Source organism: Streptomyces sp. SYP-A7185, from assembly GCF_046103685.1.
Taxonomy (GTDB): Bacteria; Actinomycetota; Actinomycetes; order Streptomycetales; family Streptomycetaceae; genus Streptomyces.
The window spans coordinates 4,500,424-4,516,620 of the sequence record NZ_CP122310.1; the positions used below are offsets into that span (position 1 = coordinate 4,500,424).

The following is a 16,197-nucleotide window of genomic DNA, read 5'->3' on the forward strand; positions in this document are numbered from 1 at the left end:
CAAGTACTGCTTACAGATGCTGCTTACAGATGCGCGAGCTTCTCCAGGACGGGGGCGGCGGCACGCAGACGCGCCCACTCGTCCTCGTCGAGGTGCTCGGCCAGGCCGGCCAGCCAGGCGTTCCGCTTGCGGCGGCTCTCCTCGAGCATGGCCTCGGCCGTCTCCGTCTGGGTCACCACCTTCTGGCGGCGGTCCTCGGGATGCGGTTCGAGACGGACCAGACCCTTGGCTTCGAGCAGCGCGACGATGCGGGTCATCGACGGCGGCTGCACGTGCTCCTTGCGGGCCAGCTCACCGGGGGTGGCGTGGCCGCAGCGGGCGAGGGTGCCGAGCACCGACATCTCGGTCGGGCTCAGCGACTCGTCGACCCGCTGGTGCTTGAGTCGACGGGACAGGCGCATCACGGCGGAGCGCAGGGAGTTCACGGCGGCGGCGTCGTCACCATGGGAGAGGTCCGGCATGTTCGTTAGAGTAACTCATTACTCTAGCTAAAGACCACCCGAGTTCCCGTGTGCGGGCTCACGGAACCCTTTCGTCACCCATATGAGTGAGGTGACTTCGGAAAGTGAGACGCGGCCCGCCGGGTGGCGGCGACCCTGTCACGCATGGGATCGACAGTGCTCAGCCTGCGAATAGACGGTGAGCTGCTCGACCGGCTCAAGCAGCACGCCGCGAAAAGGGGGATGAGCGTCCAGGACTATGTCGTCGGGACGCTCATGCGCAACGACTTCGACGAGCGCTTCCAGAGCGCCGTCGAGGAGACGGAAAAGTTCTACGGGGCGGCCTGATGGCCGCCCCGCAGGCACTACGGACGATCGCCCGCCTTTACGTGAGGCCCAGCGCCGGCATCAGGTAGTAGAAGGCGAAGACGGCCGAGACGACGTACATCGCCACCGGCACCTCGCGGGCGCGGCCCGACGCGAGACGCAGCACGGTGAAGCTGATGAAGCCGATGCCGATGCCGTTCGTGATCGAGTACGTGAACGGCATCATCATCATCGTCAGGAACGCCGGGATGGCGATGGTGAAGTCGGCCCAGTCGATCTGTCCGATCGAGCCGGACAGGATCAGGAAGCCGACCGCGAGCAGCGCGGGCGTGGCCGCCTGGGACGGGACCATCGTGGCGATGGGCGTGAGGAAGAGCGCCACCGCGAAGAGACCGCCGGTGACGATGTTGGCGAAGCCCGTACGGGCGCCTTCGCCGACGCCCGCGGTGGACTCCACGAAGCAGGTGGTGGCCGACGAGGACGAGGCGCCGCCCGCGGCGACCGCGATGCCGTCGACGAACAGGACCTTGTTCATGCCCGGCATGTTGCCGTGGGCGTCCGTCAGCTTGGCCTCGTCGCCGATGCCCATGATCGTGCCCATGGCGTCGAAGAAGCAGGACAGGAGCACGGTGAAGACGAAGAGGATGCCGGTCAGGAGGCCGACCTTCTCGAAGCCGCCGAAGAGGCTGACCTGACCGACGAGTCCGAAGTCCGGCGTCGCGACGGGGTTGCCGGGCCACTTGGGCGTCGTCAGGCCCCAGGAGGGCACGGTCGCGACCGCGTTGATGATCATCGCGACGACCGTCATGACGACGATGCTGATGAGGATCGCGCCGGGCACCTTGCGCACGAGCAGGCAGAGCGTGAGCAGCGCGCCGAGCACGAAGACGAGGACGGGCCAGCCGTTGAGGTGGCCGTCGCCGCCGAGCTGGAGCGGGACCGTGGTGTGCGCGGCGTCCGGGATGCGCGAGACGAATCCGGCGTCGACGAGGCCGATCAGCATGATGAAGAGGCCGATGCCGATCGCGATGCCCTTGCGCAGGCCCAGCGGCACGGCGTTCATGACGCGCTCCCGCAGGCCGGTCGCCACGAGCAGCATCACGACGAAGCCCGCGAGGACGACCATGCCCATGGCGTCGGGCCACGACATGCGCGGCGCGAGCTGGAGGGCGACCACGGTGTTCACGCCGAGACCGGCGGCGAGCGCGATCGGGACGTTGCCGATGACGCCCATGAGCAGCGTGGTGAAGGCGGCGACCACGGCGGTCGCGGTCACCAGCTGGCCGTTGTCGAGCTGGTTGCCGTACATGTCCTTCGCGCTGCCCAGGATGATCGGGTTCAGCACGATGATGTAGGCCATCGCGAAGAAGGTGGCGAAGCCGCCGCGTACTTCCCTGGCCAGGGTCGATCCCCGCTCCGAGATCTTGAAGTACCGGTCCAGACCCCCCTGCGGGGGATTCGGGTGCGGCGTTTTGTCGACCGGAGCAGTGGCCGAGGGGGACATGGGGGACCTCATGACCTGTGATGGAGGAGTTGCGCCGAACGCAGACAAACTCGCCGAATTTAGATCTTCGTACGAAAGCAATCGGCCATTAACGAGCGGTTTCAGTATGAATACATGAAGGGGAAATCGCTATCTCCGCGCGTAGACCCTTGTGGTGCGGGGGAAGCGGGGTGCGTGGCGGACGTGTCCGAGGGCTCCGGCTCGCGGCTCCGGGGCCGGGCATAAGCTAGGCGCATGGAGAAGTGGACCCCCCAGCACGACGCGCCGGAGCCCCTGGAAGGCCCCGTCGTCGCCACCATCACGGGCGGCACGATCCTCTGGTTCGTCCTCTTCCTGGTGCAGCTGCCGTTCTACGGCTGGTTCGACGACCGCGACGCCACCTGGTGGGTCTGGACCTGCCTGGCCGGAGCCGGCCTCGGCCTCATCGGCATCTGGTACGTGCGGGGCCGCGACGCGGCCATCAAGCGCGACGCGGAGCGCAAGGCCGCCCCGGCCGGGGAGTGATCCCCCCACGGGCACGCGCCCGTACAACCACGGGAGTGTCCGTGTCCTACCGTGGTCGGATCTTTGGGCCGCTCAAGGGGTGAACCCCCCTTGACGCCCGTACCGTCGAAGCCATGACGCATATCGACGCGGGCGCCGAGCTCGACCCGGTCCACCCGGTGGCACCGCCCACCGGACGCGCGACGGGCCTGAGCGCCGCCGAGGTCGCCGAGCGGGTCGCACGCGGCGAGGTCAACGACGTACCCGTCCGCAGTTCACGCTCGACCACCGAGATCGTCCGGGCGAACGTCTTCACCCGGTTCAACGCGATCATCGGCGTGCTCTGGGTGATCATGCTCTTCGTCGCGCCGATCCAGGACTCCCTCTTCGGCTTCGTGATCATCGCCAACACCGGCATCGGCATCATCCAGGAACTGCGCGCCAAGAAGACCCTGGACGGACTCGCCGTCATCGGCGAGGCCAAGCCGACCGTGCGGCGCGACGGCAAGGCGGCCGAGATCTCCACCTCCGAGATCGTGCTCGGCGACCTGGTGGAGCTGGGCCCCGGCGACAAGATCGTCGTGGACGGCGAGGCGGTCGAGACCGACAGCCTGGAAGTCGACGAGTCACTCCTGACCGGTGAGGCCGACCCGGTCATCAAGAAGCCCGGCGACCGGATGATGTCGGGCTCCTTCGTGGTCGCGGGCGGCGGCGCCTTCACCGCCACGAAAGTCGGCCGCGAGGCGTACGCGGCCCAGCTCGCCGAGGAGGCCAGCCGCTTCACGCTCGTCCACTCCGAGCTGCGGTCGGGCATCTCCACGATCCTCAAGTACGTGACGTGGCTGATGATCCCGACCTCGATCGGCCTCATCATCAGCCAGCTCGTCGTCAAGGACGACAACTTCAAGGAGTCCATCGCCTACACCGTCGGCGGGATCGTCCCCATGATCCCGGAGGGGCTCGTGCTCCTCACCTCGGTCGCCTTCGCGATCGGCGTGATCCGCCTGGGCCGCCAGCAGTGCCTCGTCCAGGAACTCCCCGCGATCGAGGGCCTGGCCCGCGTCGACACGGTCTGCCTGGACAAGACCGGCACCCTCACCGAGGGCGGCATGGACGTCACCGAGCTGCGCCCCCTGAACGGCACGGACGAGAGCTACGTGCGCAAGGTCCTCGGCGCCCTGGGCGAGTCCGACCCGCGGCCGAACGCCTCGCTCCAGGCGATCATCGACGCCTACCCCGACAGCGAGGAGTGGCGCTGCACCGAGTCGCTGCCCTTCTCCTCGGCCCGCAAGTACAGCGGCGCCTCCTTCAGCGAGGGCGACGGCAACACCTCCACGTGGCTGCTCGGCGCCCCGGACGTGCTGCTGCCCGACGGCGACCCGTCCCTCGCCGAGATCGAGGACCTGAACCAGCAGGGCCTGCGCGTCCTGCTCCTCGCCCGCGCCGCCGGGGAACTGGACGACGCGAAGGTGGCCGACGGGGCGCGGGCGACCGCCCTGGTCGTCCTGGAGCAGCGGCTGCGCCCGGACGCCGCCGACACCCTGCGCTACTTCGAGGAGCAGGACGTCAGCGCCAAGGTCATCTCCGGCGACAACGCGGTCTCGGTGGGCGCGGTCGCCGGAAAGCTGGGCCTGCCGGGCGCGGAGAACACCGTGGACGCCCGCAGGCTGCCCACGGAACAGGGCGAGATGGCCGAGGCCCTGGACGCCAACTCCGTCTTCGGCCGGGTCACCCCGCAGCAGAAGCGCGACATGGTGGGCGCCCTCCAGTCACGCGGCCACACGGTCGCGATGACGGGCGACGGCGTGAACGACGTCCTGGCCCTGAAGGACGCCGACATCGGCGTCTCGATGGGCTCGGGCTCGGAGGCGACACGGGCGGTGGCCCAGATCGTGCTCCTGAACAACAGCTTCGCCACGCTGCCCTCGGTGGTCGCCGAGGGCCGCCGGGTCATCGGCAACATCACGCGGGTCGCGACGCTGTTCCTGGTGAAGACCGTCTACTCCGTGATCATCGCGCTGCTCGTGGTCTGCTCCCAGGTGGAGTACCTGTTCCTGCCGCGCCACCTCACGCTGCTCTCGACCCTGACGATCGGCGTCCCGGCCTTCTTCCTCGCCCTGGCGCCCAACAAGGAGCGGGCCAAGCCCCACTTCGTCCGCAGGGTCATGCGGTACGCGATCCCGGGCGGCGTCGTCGCGGGCGTGGCGACGTTCTGCACGTATCTGCTGGCCCGGAGCCACTACACGGGCGCGGGAGCACGGGAAGCCGAGACCAGCGCGGCCACGCTGGCGCTGTTCCTGATCGCCATGTGGGTCCTCGCGATCATCGCCCGCCCCTACACGTGGTGGCGGCTCGGGCTGATCGGCGCGATGGGTCTCGGCTTCCTGCTGGTGCTGACCGTGCCGTGGCTCCAGGACTTCTTCCAGCTGAAGCTCGTCGGCACGACGATGCCGTGGGCGGCGGTCGCGATCGCGGCGGTGGCCTCACTGGTCATCGAGGTCGTCTACCGCTGGGTGGGCCGCCGCTTTCCGGCGTAGGGACCGACGGGTGAGGACTAGTTGACGTCCACGAAGTCGGCGGTCGAGGTGACGGCCGGGGTCGTGGAGGTGCCGGCGAAGACGTAGCGGTAGTAGCCGTCCGCCGAGGCCGTCACGGTCGTCTTCAGGTTGCCCTTGGAGTCGGACGTGATGGTCTTGAGGGTGGAGTAGGAGGCCGCACCCTTCTTCTTGTACTGGAGCTTCACGGACTGCTTGGTGTAGCCCGCGTACTTGAGGGTGTCCCAGTTGGCGCGGGTCAGGGCGCCGGTGACCGTGAGGGTCTTGCCCTTCTTTATCGGCTCCGGGGAGGCGTTGGTGGTGAGGCGGGCGTAACGCTGGAGGCGGGCATCCGACTTGTACGCCTCGACGCTGGTCGAGTCGTCGTCGTTGGCGCCCGCGGCGGCGTAGACCTTCCAGCCCGACCCCGCGAGGTCGTTGTAGAGGTCCGGCACCGGGTCGGCGACGATGGTGACGGTGCAGGTCGAGGTGGTGGCGTTGACGACCTTGCACGTGCCGTCGTAGTCGTCCGGCGTCAGGAGACCGTCCGCCGCGTCGAGGGTGCCGTGGTACAGGAAGGCGCTGCCGCGTGCGACGCCCGACGGGTCGGTGGCGGTGACGGCCACGGTGAACTGCACCTTGTTGGTGGTGCCGACCACGATGTCCTTGCCGGCGTTGACGGAGACCTTCGTGATCTTGGTGTCTCCCGCGTTCTCGCCCTGCACGGCCTGTGCGGCCTTCGCGGCCAGACGGGGGGCGGACGACGGGCCGTCGGCAGCCTGCGCGGCCGGGACGACAAGTGCGGAAAGGGCCAGGGTGCCGGACAGTGCGGCCACGGTGGCACGGATGCGCATGTGTTCCCCAGGTGGGAAGGGGGCTCCGCGGTGCATTGGGGGCTGTCACGCGGAACCCGGTGATCTAGGAGTCTGTTGACTCGGAAGATCAGACTCCCAGCCATGGCCTGGGGTTGTACGCGGGGTGAAGATTCTGTGACCGGTTTCCGGGCCGTGCCCCGAAGGGGCGCGGGGAACTGCGCGACCGGCCCCCACGCACCCGCAGACGACCCAGCACCCGCCCCCGCCCCGCCCCGCCTCAGTCGAACCAGCGGTCCCGCTCCAGCTCCTCGGTCCGCGAGGGATCTTCGAGCAGCGCCGCGACCTCGAAGCGGCGCGGCCACTGCCCCGCCGCCCAGGCGAGCCCGGCGGCGACGCCCTCCAGGGTGGCGGCGTGGACCGTGCCGTCCGGCGTCCTGCGCCAGTCCAGCTCGACGTCCCCGGCGAACAGCTCCTCGTACTCGGTGTACGTCTCCGGCGTCGCGGGACCGAGCAGGATCCGCACCGATTCCGGCACCGGATGCACCTCGCCCTCCCCCGAAGGCTCCACGGCCGCCGTCTCGCTGAGCCTGCGCACCTGGAACAGCTCGGCCAGGTCCCCCGCCCTGCGGGGCTCCACCGGCAGCAGCGCCACTCCCCCGGCCAGCGGCAGCAGGTCGGGCGCATCGGCGACGACCGCGTCCGCCACGTCGACCACCACGACCTCGCCGTCCACCACGGCCCGCACCTCGTCCGGCAGCGTCACCTGATCCGGGTCCAGATCGGCCAGGGCGCCGTACAGCGCGTGCAGCTGGGCCGCCGAAACGGTCCTCTCCGGGTCCGCGAGCCGGTCGAGCAGCTCGGCCGCGCCGCCCGGCTCCTCCAGGAGGGCGGCGACCGAGGTACGGACGCCGAGCGCGCGCAGCACCTGCTCGTCGTCGAACCCGGCGGCGTCGGCGGCGTCGTAGAGCCCTTCGAGCAGCGGGTCGCCGCCCGAGGCCCGCAGCCCGGCCGGACGCCGGCCGCCGAGCACCGGATTGCCGCGCAGCCACCACGCGGTGTACGAGCGGACGCTCTCCGTCGTGCCGTCCGGGAGCAGGATCCGCAGCGGCTGCGTCAGGGCGTCCCGCAGCGGCGGGCGCGCGAGCATCTCCAGGGCCTGCGGCCAGCAGTCGTCGTCGACCAGGTCCAGGTCCCGTACGGCGATGATCTCGGTCGCGACGGGCGGGACCGGGGTGTCGGGCAGCCGGTCGAGCACGTCCTCGCACCACACGTCGACGGCGTCCAGCAGACCCGCGTCGTCGGGCTCGGCGAAGTCGCCGTCGCGCGGCTCCAGTTCGTCCGGGTCCAGGACCACGTCCGTGGCGCGGACCAGCGCGAACGTGGCGAGCACGCCGCACGCGGCGAGCGGCTGCTCGCCCCAGCGCTCGGCGAGCTCGGTGTCCACGGCGGCGAGTTCGTCCTCGCGCATGACCCGGGCGAAGGGGCTGCCGGGCAGGACGAGCTCACCGGCGGGGGTGAGTTCGCCGTCCTCGTCGTCCGGCAGGGCGAGCGCGCCGAGCCAGGGCTCGTCGCCGGGCGCGAGGTTCGCGTCGCGGACGAGCGCGAGCACGATGTCCGCCAGCTCCTCGGCGTCCAGGGCGTCCTCGTCCCAGGTGTCGTCGTCGAGGGAGGCGGCGACGGCGGCGCGGACCTGCGGGGTCGTCAGGACGGCGCGGGGCGTCGCGGGCAGGGCGCCGAGCTTCTCCAGGAGGGGGTGCACGGCGTCGGGGTGCGCGACCTTCAGGCCCAGGCGCACGAGCGCGGCCGGGTCGCCGTCGTCGCCGATGACGGGCAGGAGGACCTGGCGGGGCCCGATGGTGGTGCGTCCGTCGGCGAGGGGGACGGGAAGCCCGGAGAGCCGGTCCGGGTCCACCCCGGCGAGGGTGTCGTACAGCCGCCGCCACCAGTCCGGCTCCCGCTCCAGACCCGCGAGGCGGTCGATCGCCTCGGTCAGCGGGACCCGGGCGACCCCGAGGGTGCGCAGCTCGGCACGCCGTTCGAGGCCCGCGGGCAGCAGGCTGGGCAGCACGTCGGCGAGGACCCGTACGGTGTCGGCGCCCGCGCCCTCCACGACCTCCGCGTCACGCGGGCGCAGCGCGAGGGGCATCTCCCACTCGGGCACGTCCGGGTCGTCGTCCCGGGGGGCGGGCTCGACGGCGGGCGGCAGGAAAGCCGTGCGGGGCAGCCGGTCGAGGATGGCCTGGCGCAGGGCGCCGTCCAGCTCGCTCTTGCCGAGCGGGCCGGGGACGAGGCCGATGATGCCTTCGCCCACGGGCCGCCAGTCGGCGAGCAGTTCGGCGTACGCGTCGGCCGCGCGCAGCACGAGGAAGTCGGTGAGGGGCCCGGGTGCCGCGTGCCGCCGGGTGGTGTCGAGCGGGAACGAGGCGATGAGCAGGGCGGGGACGCCGAGGGGCTCGTCGCTCGGGGTGGGCGCGTGCAGGACGGGGGCGCTGCGGGGTGCCTGCGGGGCGCCTTCGGGGTCGGTGGGGACGGCCCAGGTGACGGACCAGTGGGGGCGCAGGCGCTCCTCGACGGGCCGGTCGGCGAGGAGCTGCGGCTCCAGGGGTCCCTGCCTGCTGACGGTCCGCCAGCGGGTGTCGCCGTCACGGCTGTCGGAGATGTCGACGTAGCCGGGTTCGGCGGTGCGGCGCAGGGTGCGGGGCGCCTGGTCGCCGACGTGGACCGTCACTTCTCCGAGGCCGGGGAGGGCGAGGAGGAGCGCGTCGTCGACGTCGGCGAGGAGCCGCAGGACGAGGTCCTCGGCGGCGGCGTCGCGCAGGGGCAGGATGACGACGGTGTCGTACCCGTCCGGGGCGGATCCTTCGGCGGCGAAGGGCAGCCGGAGCAGGGGCACGTGCCCGTCGCGCCGGCGGATCTCGTCCCCGAGGCCGGGGCTGAAGCGGGCGGTGTCGGCGGCGAGTTCGCGTGCCTCGCCCAGGGACCAGCGGACGCCGCCGGTGCGTCCGACGAGGGCGGGCTCGTCGGAGACGGCGAGTACGGCGGCGAAGCCGACGCCGAAGCGGCCGACGGCGCCGTTGTTCGGCTCCTCGCGCTTGGCGGAGGCGCGCAGGGTGGAGAGGGATTCGACGCCGGTGGCGTCGAGGGGGGCGCCGTTGTTGGCGGCGGCGAGCACGCCGTCCCGGAGGGTGAGGGAGAGGCGGCCGGGGGCGCCGGCCCTGGCCGCGGCGTCGGCGGCGTTCTGGGCGAGTTCGACGATCAGCCGGTCGCGGTAGCCGCCGAGGGCGAGGTCCTCCTCGGCGTTGGCGTCCTCCCGGAAGCGGGCCGGGCTGGCCGCCCAGGCGTCGAGGACACCCCGCCTGAGCCGTGCCGTGCCGAACGGGTCAGTGCCCTCGGCTGCCGGCCGCACGGTCTTGCTCACGGTGTCGTCTCCCTCGCTCGGTTCGCGGGCCGAACGGTACCGCGTCCGGGGGACCACCCCCGACGAGCGGTACACCCCGCCTGGCCGGGTGCCACCCACCCCTGAGACACCACGGGGCAATCGGTCGGGCGGCCGGAAAAGCCCAGCGCGAAGCACGGAAAGCACGACCACCGGCCCGCAGACAGCCGACACCCCGGCACCACCCCCGACACACCACGGGGCAATCGGGTGGGTGGGCGGGAAGAAATCCGCGCGAGGCGCGGGAAGAAACGGCACCCCCAGCCCGGGGGCACCCCAGCACCCCAGCCCCCAGCGGGAGCTCAGGAGTGGCCGAGATCCTCCGCCCCCGCCTCCAGCGGAACGGAGCCCGAGTCGGGAGCCGGCCGCAGGGGCAGGACGTCCACCCGGGTCTCGTCGAGGACGGGCGCGGCGGGCCGCGGCGGTTTCGGCATCACGGCGGCTTCGGAATGCCCCCCGCAGCCGTACGCGAGCGACACCACGTGCCCGTCCGCGGGGCCGAACTCGTTCGCACATACACCGAACGCCTGTCCGAGCGAACCGCCGATCGGCGCGAGGAACCCACAGCTGACGCAGGACGCGGGCGCGGCCTGCGCCATCGCGGTCTTCGCGCCGTGCGACTCCTCCCAGCGGTCGGCCGCGGCGTGCAGGCCGTACCGGGACAGGACCCGCGCCCGGCGCATGCCCAGCTCGTCGGCGAGCGCGGCGATGGACCCCCGGGCGGGAGCGGCGGGCAACGCGGCCGGCGACACGGGAGTGATCTCCGCGTCCTCCGCCTCGGCCAGCTCCGCCATCTCCTCCGAGAACACGGAGTTCGGCGGCGGCTCCTCCTCGCCCGAGTAACCGGGCTCCAGGCGCAGATCCTCCGCGTCCGTGGGCAGCAGGTCCCCCGGGCCCATGTCACCGGGGCGCAGCCGCTCGCTCCACGGCACCCACTCGGGGGCGAGGAGCGCGTCCGGGCCGGGCAGGAGCACCGTCTCGTCGAGCGTGACGACCTTGGCGCGCGAGGCGCGGGCCACGGTCACGGCCCAGCGCCAGCCGCGGTAGCCGAATTCCTTGCACTCGAACAGGTGCGTGACCACGCGGTCGCCCTCGACCACGACCTCGACGTGCTCACCGACCACACCGGGCGCGGCGGCCTCCTCGGCCGCGTCACGGGCCAGTCCCACCGCCTCGGCGCACAGGCGGTCGGGAGTACGCGGGGTACGCGGGGTACGGCTTCGCGTTGTCGCTGCGCTCACAGGTATCGCTTCTCCATTACGCCGTCTCACGAGTGCGCCACCCATACGCGGGAGAGCGGACGGAGCGGACCTGGGGGCCGCGTCGACGTCCGCGCCCGAACGTCCTCGGGCGCACCTACGTCATCCATTCTGCGGGATGACCGAGAGGCGCGCGGCCAAGAACAACCGCCGCAGGCGCGCTACGCACGCTACCTTCTCCTGGCCCCTGGGCCTACACCGGCGTGCCCGCCCCCCTGCCTCGGGCCCCTTCTCTTGCCGCTTCGCGGTGTTTTCCCACCCGCGGGTCCGCACGCCCCGCGGCCGATTTTCCCGGGCGCCGCATACGCCCACGCGATTGCCCCGCAGCGTATGCGCACTAGTACGGGCCATTAGGGGGCACTATGACGAGGTGGCTGCCGCAAGGTCGACGTCCCAGCGAGTCGGCGGACGGGGTCCGGTGCTGAGCCGGGCCGCCCGCCGGATCGGTCGCGCCCTGCACCTGCCCTTCACCGGCACGGCCCGCGGCATCCGCAAGGCCACCCACGCGCACGGCGCGGGCGAGTCGGGGCTCGGCAAACTCATCGAACTGCACGCCGTGAACGGCGCGGGCGACGTCATGGTCACCGTCGCGCTCGCCTCGACCGTCTTCTTCTCCGTGCCGACGGACGAGGCCCGCGGCCGTGTCGCCCTCTATCTCGCCATCACGATGGCGCCCTTCACGCTCCTGGCCCCCGTCATCGGCCCGCTCCTGGACCGCCTCCCGCACGGCCGCCGTTACGCGATGGCCGCCGCGATGCTGGCCCGCGCCCTGCTCGCCCTGCTGCTGTCCGAGGCGGTGATCACCGGCAGCCTTGAGCTCTATCCGGCGGCACTGGGCGTCCTGGTCGCCTCCAAGGCGTACGGGGTGGTGCGCAGCGCCGTGGTGCCACGGCTGCTGCCCACGGGCTTCTCCCTCGTCAAGGCCAACTCCAGAGTCACGCTCGGCGGGCTGCTCGCCACCGGGATCGCCGCCCCGATCGGCGCCGGGCTCCAGGCGATCGGTCCGCGCTGGCCGCTGTACGGGGCCTTCGTGCTCTTCGTCGTCGGGATGTTCCTCTCCGTCTCGCTGCCGCCCAAGGTCGACTCGGCGAAGGGCGAGCACAAGGCGCTGCTCGCGGCCGACGAGGAGCACCTGCATCTGCACGCGCGCACCGAAGCCGCGGCCGACACGTCCAAGAAGCGGCGCATGGGGCTGCGTACGGTCGGGCCCGCCGTCACGCACGCGCTCGCCGCCAACGCCGCGCTGCGCTGTCTCTCCGGCTTCCTCATCTTCTTCCTCGCCTTCCTGCTGCGCGAGGAACCGCTCGGCGGCCAGAGCGCCGCGGTCTCCCTGGGGATAGTGGGCGTCGCCGCGGGGGCGGGCAACGCGCTCGGCACCGCCGTCGGCGCCGGCCTGAGATCGCGGGCGCCGGAGGTCATCATCGTGACCGTGGTCGGCGTCGTCCTCGGCGTGGCGATCACCGCGGCGGTGTTCTTCGGGGCGGTGGGCGTCGCCTGCCTGGGCGCGGTGGCGGGCTTCGCGCAGGCCATGTCGAAGCTGTCCCTGGACGCGCTGATCCAGCGGGACGTGCCGGAAGAGGTGCGCACCTCCGCCTTCGCCCGCTCGGAGACCATCCTCCAGGTGGCGTGGGTGGTCGGCGGCGGAATCGGCATGGCCCTGCCGCTGAACGGGTCACTGGGGTTCTCGGTGGCCGCGGCGATCGTGGCCGCCGGCTGGCTGTCGACCGTGCGGGGCCTGCTGTCGGCGGCCCGGCACGGCGGACAGCGCCGCCCGCGGGTGGCGTGAGCCCGTCGGATCCCCCGGGGCGGCACGCCGCGACCCCCACGTGGCGGGACGGCACGGGGCGCCCGATAGCCTTCGCCCATGACCTCCCTGCTCCGCGGCGGAGCCGCACACGTTCACAGCTCGGCGCGCCGTCGCCGCTCCGTGGCCGCCCTTGGCGCTGTCTCCGCCGGACTCCTCGTCCTGTCGGCCTGCGACAAGCCGACGCCGCTCGCCACCGTCACGGTCGGCAGCGACTCGGTGAACTCCGAGGCCTCCTGCTACAACGACGGCAAGGAGCTCGAGCAGTCCCAGCTCCAGGACTGCCTCAAGGACAAGGACGCCGAGTCCATCAAGGTCGACCCCGACGAGAAGGTCCGCTTCGGCGTCGACCCCGAGGTCGCCGAGAAGGGCTGGACGCTCCTGATGAACGGTCAGCCCCTCACCGAGGCCAGCAAGAAGACCTACGTCGTCATCCCGGGCAGCGTCTTCTTCAACCAGCAGTACGGCGGCGGCAAGAACTCCACCACCGTCAGCATCCTCGAAGGCGGCAAGGGCTCCTCGACCAAGGCGACCGGCCTGTGGTCGTTCAAGCTCGAGAAGGACGCCTGACCGGGTCCGTGTCCCCGACACACCCCCCGCGCGTGCTGGTCGCCACCGCCGTCCCGGCCGAACGGGACGCGGTGGCCGGCCGCCTGCCCCCGTACGCCGACGCCGTGGCCGTCGGCGTGGGGCCCGCGGCGGCCGCGGCGCACACGGCGGCCGCCCTCGCGCGCACCCCGTACGACCTGGTGGTCTCCGCCGGGATCGGCGGCGGCTTCGCGCCCGGGGCGCCGCTCGGCTCGCTGGTGTTCGCCGACGAGATCACCGCGGCCGATCTGGGCGCCGAGACGCCCGACGGCTTCCTGCCCGTCACCGAACTGGGCTTCGGCGCCGTCACCCACCGGCCGCCCCCGTCCCTCGTACGGGACCTGGCCGCGGCCTGCGGCGGACTCACCGGCGCCGTCCTGACCGTCTCCACCGTGACCGGCTCCGCCGAGCGCGCCGCCGGGCTGCGGCGGCGCCATCCGTCGGCCCTCGCGGAGGCGATGGAGGGATTCGGCGTGGCCGAGGCCGCCGCCGCCTTCACCCTGCCCGTCCTGGAGATACGCGCGGTCTCCAACGCCGTGGGGCCGCGCGACCGCGCCGCCTGGCGGATCGGCGAGGCCCTTGGCGCGCTGGGGGACGCGTTCGGGAAATGCGCGCCCGTACTGGAGAGTTGGAACCGGCATGACTGAATCGCCCGCGCGGGACGCGCAGCCCCTGAAGATCGCCTACTCGCCCTGCCCGAACGACACGTTCGTCTTCGACGCCTGGGCGCACGGCCGCGTGCCCGGCGCGCCCGGGCTCGACGTGACGTTCGCCGACATCGACATCACCAACGGCATGGCGGAACGCGGCGAGCTCGACGTCCTGAAGGTGTCGTACGCCGTGCTGCCCTACGTCCTGGACGAGTACGCCCTGCTGCCGTGCGGCGGGGCGCTGGGCCGGGGCTGCGGGCCGCTGGTCCTCACCCGGGAGGCCGGGGTCGACCTCACCGGCAAGACGGTCGCGGTGCCGAGCGAGAGGTCCACGGCGTATCTGCTGTTCCGGCTCTGGGCCGCGGACACGCTGCCCGGCGAGGGCGTGGGCGAGATCGTGGTGCTGCCCTTCGACGAGATCATGCCCGCGGTGCGGGACGGCAAGGTCGACGCGGGCCTGGTCATCCACGAGGCCCGCTTCACGTACCAGAACTACGGGCTCCACTGCCTCGCCGACATGGGCGAGCACTGGGAGCGGACGACGGGCCTGCCCATCCCGCTGGGCGCGATCATCGCCAAGCGGTCCCTCGGCGCCGAGCGCCTGGAGCGGATCGCGGACGCCGTCCGGACCTCCGTGCGCATGGCCTGGGACGACCCCGAGGCCTCCCGGCCCTACGTGCAGGAGCACGCGCAGGAGATGGATCCCGCCGTCGCCGACCAGCACATCGGTCTGTACGTGAACGAGTTCACGGCCGATCTCGGCGAGAACGGCTACGCGGCGATCCGCGGTCTCCTGACGCGAGCGGCGGCGGAGGGGCTCGTACCGCCCCTCGCGCCGGATGCGCTCAGCTTTGGCCGGTAATCCCGTACGGCGGCCGGAACCTATACGTCGAGCTGGTCGGCGACGGCCCTCAGCAGGCCCGCGATCTTCGCGCCCGAGGCCTTGTCGGGGTAGCGCCCCTTCTCCAGCATCGGCGTGATGTTCTCCAGGAGGGTCGTCAAGTCCTGGACGATGGACGCCAGTTCGTCGGGCTTGCGGCGCTGCGCCGCGGCGACGGACGGCGTCGGGTCGAGGATCGCCACCGACAGGGCCTGGTCACCGCGCTGACCGGCGACGACGCCGAACTCGACGCGCTGGCCGGGCTTGAGTGTGTCGACACCTGCGGGCAGTACGGAGGAGTGCACGAAGACGTCGCCGCCGTCATCGCGGGAGAGAAAGCCGAAGCCCTTCTCGCTGTTGAACCACTTGACCTTGCCGGTAGGCACCTGAAGTCCTCGTCCTCGTACTCGTCGTCAAACGCGTCTGTGCCGCGGAAAACGGCTCTGGATAGCACTACAGCGGGTCGCCCGACCCGCCGCCACCAAGACTATGGGTCCGGGGGCCGGTGACAAGACGTCCCCGGATTCTTCCTTCGGGCAGGGAACTACCCTGGTGGGGTGCGTGACAAAACCCAAGCGAATTCCGCCGGACCGGGCGACGGCCTGGTCCGTACCGGAGCCATCATCTTCTTCGTCGGAGCCCTGGCCACTCTGGTCACGGTGGCCCCGCTGTTCCTCGGCACCGACCCCTTCCCGTCCCTCGCGTACGCGGTGTGCATGCTGATGGGCGTCGGGTTCCTCGTCGCCGTGGCGGGCGTGCTCCGCTCCATCGCCGTCCAGCGCCGCCAGGCGAAATCCGCGTCTACCTGACGCCGCCCCCGGCGACGTGGGCGTCGAGCCAGGCGGGGAACCCGCTCAGGTCGGTGAGCACGACGTCGGCGCCCGCCGCGCGCAGTTCCGCTGCGTCGCACGGCCCGGTCGCCACCGCGACGGAGAGCGCGCCCGCCGTACGCGCGCCGCGTACGTCACCGGTGTGGTCCCCGACGTACACCACCGCGTCGTGCTCGCGCAGGGCGTCCGCCTTCGCCTCGGCCCACAGCCAGCCGATCACCGCGTCCGCCTCGATGCCGAGGTGCGTCAGGTGGAGCTTCGCGTTCGGCTCGTGCTTGGCGGTCACCACGATCGCCCGGCCGCCGTGCGCGCGCACCGCCGCGACCGCCTCGCGGGCGCCGGGCATCGCGAGGGTGGGGGTGATGGCGTATGTGGGATAGATCTCACGGTAGCGGTCGCCCATCTCCTGGATCCGCTCCTGCGGAAACCAGTGGCGCAGCTCCTGCTCCAGGGGCGGACCGAGCCGCGTGACGGCGAGGTCGGCGTCTATGTACGTCCCGGTCTCGGCGGACAGGGCGCGGTAGGCCTCCCTGATGCCGGGCCGGGAGTCGATCAGGGTCATGTCGAGGTCGAAGCCGACGGTCGGCGCGCGTGAGGTCATGAGCCCATTGTGCCGACGACCACGGCCGGGAAGAGGCCCAGGACCG

General features: G+C 71.9%; 15 protein-coding genes. 8 read left to right on the top strand and 7 right to left on the bottom strand.

From position 1 onward, the window contains the following. Window positions 1–23: 23 nt before the first annotated feature. Window positions 24–461: a MarR family winged helix-turn-helix transcriptional regulator gene (locus QBL25_RS19575; protein ID WP_249589249.1), complete on the bottom strand. Its 438-nt coding sequence runs from the start codon at window positions 459–461 to the stop codon at window positions 24–26. Between the two features lie 144 nt (window positions 462–605). Here QBL25_RS19575 and QBL25_RS19580 point away from each other — a divergent pair, with 144 nt between their 5' ends. Further along, complete coding sequence (locus QBL25_RS19580; protein ID WP_409058334.1) at window positions 606–788, top strand: ribbon-helix-helix protein, CopG family; 183 nt, start codon at window positions 606–608, stop codon at window positions 786–788. A 37-nt stretch (window positions 789–825) separates the two neighbouring features. Here the strand turns inward: QBL25_RS19580 and QBL25_RS19585 are convergent, their stop codons facing one another. After that, on the bottom strand, window positions 826–2,271 hold the full coding sequence (locus QBL25_RS19585; RefSeq protein ID WP_409058335.1) for an NCS2 family permease: 1,446 nt from the start codon (window positions 2,269–2,271) through the stop codon (window positions 826–828). Window positions 2,272–2,505: 234 nt separating this feature from the next. On the opposite strand from QBL25_RS19585, the gene QBL25_RS19590 reads away from it, so the two are divergent. Both QBL25_RS19590 and QBL25_RS19595 read left to right on the top strand, forming a co-directional pair. Then, window positions 2,506–2,775: a DUF2530 domain-containing protein gene (locus tag QBL25_RS19590; protein ID WP_409058336.1), complete on the top strand. Its 270-nt coding sequence runs from the start codon at window positions 2,506–2,508 to the stop codon at window positions 2,773–2,775. Between the two features lie 113 nt (window positions 2,776–2,888). Then, window positions 2,889–5,291 carry an HAD-IC family P-type ATPase gene (locus tag QBL25_RS19595; RefSeq protein WP_409058337.1) on the top strand — a complete coding sequence of 801 codons (2,403 nt, stop codon included), beginning with the start codon at window positions 2,889–2,891 and terminating at the stop codon, window positions 5,289–5,291. 17 nt (window positions 5,292–5,308) lie between these two features. On the opposite strand, the gene QBL25_RS19600 is transcribed toward QBL25_RS19595, so the two are convergent. The 3 genes from QBL25_RS19600 to QBL25_RS19610 all read right to left on the bottom strand — a co-directional run bounded on the left by QBL25_RS19600 (window position 5,309) and on the right by QBL25_RS19610 (window position 10,780). Further along, window positions 5,309–6,142, bottom strand: coding sequence for a calcium-binding protein (locus QBL25_RS19600; protein WP_409058338.1), 834 nt, complete (start codon window positions 6,140–6,142; stop codon window positions 5,309–5,311). 238 nt (window positions 6,143–6,380) lie between these two features. Then, the gene (locus tag QBL25_RS19605; protein ID WP_409058339.1) at window positions 6,381–9,521 is read right to left on the bottom strand and encodes a sacsin N-terminal ATP-binding-like domain-containing protein; all 3,141 of its coding nucleotides are present in this window, start codon (window positions 9,519–9,521) and stop codon (window positions 6,381–6,383) included. Window positions 9,522–9,841: 320 nt separating this feature from the next. After that, entirely contained in the window at window positions 9,842–10,780 is a 939-nt protein-coding gene (locus tag QBL25_RS19610; protein WP_409058340.1) for a DUF3027 domain-containing protein, read from the bottom strand. A 436-nt stretch (window positions 10,781–11,216) separates the two neighbouring features. Between QBL25_RS19610 and QBL25_RS19615 the strand changes: the two genes are divergently transcribed. From QBL25_RS19615 to QBL25_RS19630, 4 genes are all read left to right on the top strand, one after another. Then, window positions 11,217–12,584, top strand: coding sequence for an MFS transporter (locus tag QBL25_RS19615; protein WP_409062711.1), 1,368 nt, complete (start codon window positions 11,217–11,219; stop codon window positions 12,582–12,584). A gap of 78 nt (window positions 12,585–12,662) precedes the next feature. Next, window positions 12,663–13,172, top strand: a complete 510-nt coding sequence (locus QBL25_RS19620; protein ID WP_409058341.1) for a DUF2771 domain-containing protein — start codon at window positions 12,663–12,665, stop codon at window positions 13,170–13,172. After that, on the top strand, window positions 13,142–13,837 hold the full coding sequence (locus tag QBL25_RS19625) for a futalosine hydrolase (RefSeq protein ID WP_409058342.1): 696 nt from the start codon (window positions 13,142–13,144) through the stop codon (window positions 13,835–13,837). Before QBL25_RS19620 ends, QBL25_RS19625 begins: the two co-directional genes overlap by 31 nt. Then, entirely contained in the window at window positions 13,830–14,702 is an 873-nt protein-coding gene (locus QBL25_RS19630; RefSeq protein WP_409058343.1) for a 1,4-dihydroxy-6-naphthoate synthase, read from the top strand. Before QBL25_RS19625 ends, QBL25_RS19630 begins: the two co-directional genes overlap by 8 nt. Before the next feature lie 20 nt (window positions 14,703–14,722). Here the strand turns inward: QBL25_RS19630 and QBL25_RS19635 are convergent, their stop codons facing one another. Beyond that, window positions 14,723–15,106, bottom strand: a complete 384-nt coding sequence (locus QBL25_RS19635) for a cold-shock protein (protein ID WP_076685560.1) — start codon at window positions 15,104–15,106, stop codon at window positions 14,723–14,725. Between the two features lie 171 nt (window positions 15,107–15,277). Between QBL25_RS19635 and QBL25_RS19640 the strand changes: the two genes are divergently transcribed. Continuing rightward, a complete protein-coding gene (locus QBL25_RS19640) occupies window positions 15,278–15,529 on the top strand; it encodes a hypothetical protein (RefSeq protein ID WP_409058344.1) in 252 nt (83 codons plus the stop codon). Here QBL25_RS19640 and QBL25_RS19645 read toward each other — a convergent pair. Next, complete coding sequence (locus tag QBL25_RS19645) at window positions 15,522–16,151, bottom strand: HAD family hydrolase (protein ID WP_409058345.1); 630 nt, start codon at window positions 16,149–16,151, stop codon at window positions 15,522–15,524. The genes QBL25_RS19640 and QBL25_RS19645 overlap by 8 nt on opposite strands. Window positions 16,152–16,197: the final 46 nt, after the last annotated feature.

Coding starts and splice junctions, on each gene's coding strand:
- QBL25_RS19630 (WP_409058343.1), top strand. CDS start 13,830: ATGACTGAATCGCCCGCGCGGGACGCGCAGCCCCTGAAGATCGCCTAC.
- QBL25_RS19585 (WP_409058335.1), bottom strand. CDS start 2,271: ATGTCCCCCTCGGCCACTGCTCCGGTCGACAAAACGCCGCACCCGAAT.
- QBL25_RS19645 (WP_409058345.1), bottom strand. CDS start 16,151: ATGACCTCACGCGCGCCGACCGTCGGCTTCGACCTCGACATGACCCTG.
- QBL25_RS19590 (WP_409058336.1), top strand. CDS start 2,506: ATGGAGAAGTGGACCCCCCAGCACGACGCGCCGGAGCCCCTGGAAGGC.
- QBL25_RS19595 (WP_409058337.1), top strand. CDS start 2,889: ATGACGCATATCGACGCGGGCGCCGAGCTCGACCCGGTCCACCCGGTG.
- QBL25_RS19620 (WP_409058341.1), top strand. CDS start 12,663: ATGACCTCCCTGCTCCGCGGCGGAGCCGCACACGTTCACAGCTCGGCG.
- QBL25_RS19600 (WP_409058338.1), bottom strand. CDS start 6,142: ATGCGCATCCGTGCCACCGTGGCCGCACTGTCCGGCACCCTGGCCCTT.
- QBL25_RS19575 (WP_249589249.1), bottom strand. CDS start 461: ATGCCGGACCTCTCCCATGGTGACGACGCCGCCGCCGTGAACTCCCTG.
- QBL25_RS19580 (WP_409058334.1), top strand. CDS start 606: ATGGGATCGACAGTGCTCAGCCTGCGAATAGACGGTGAGCTGCTCGAC.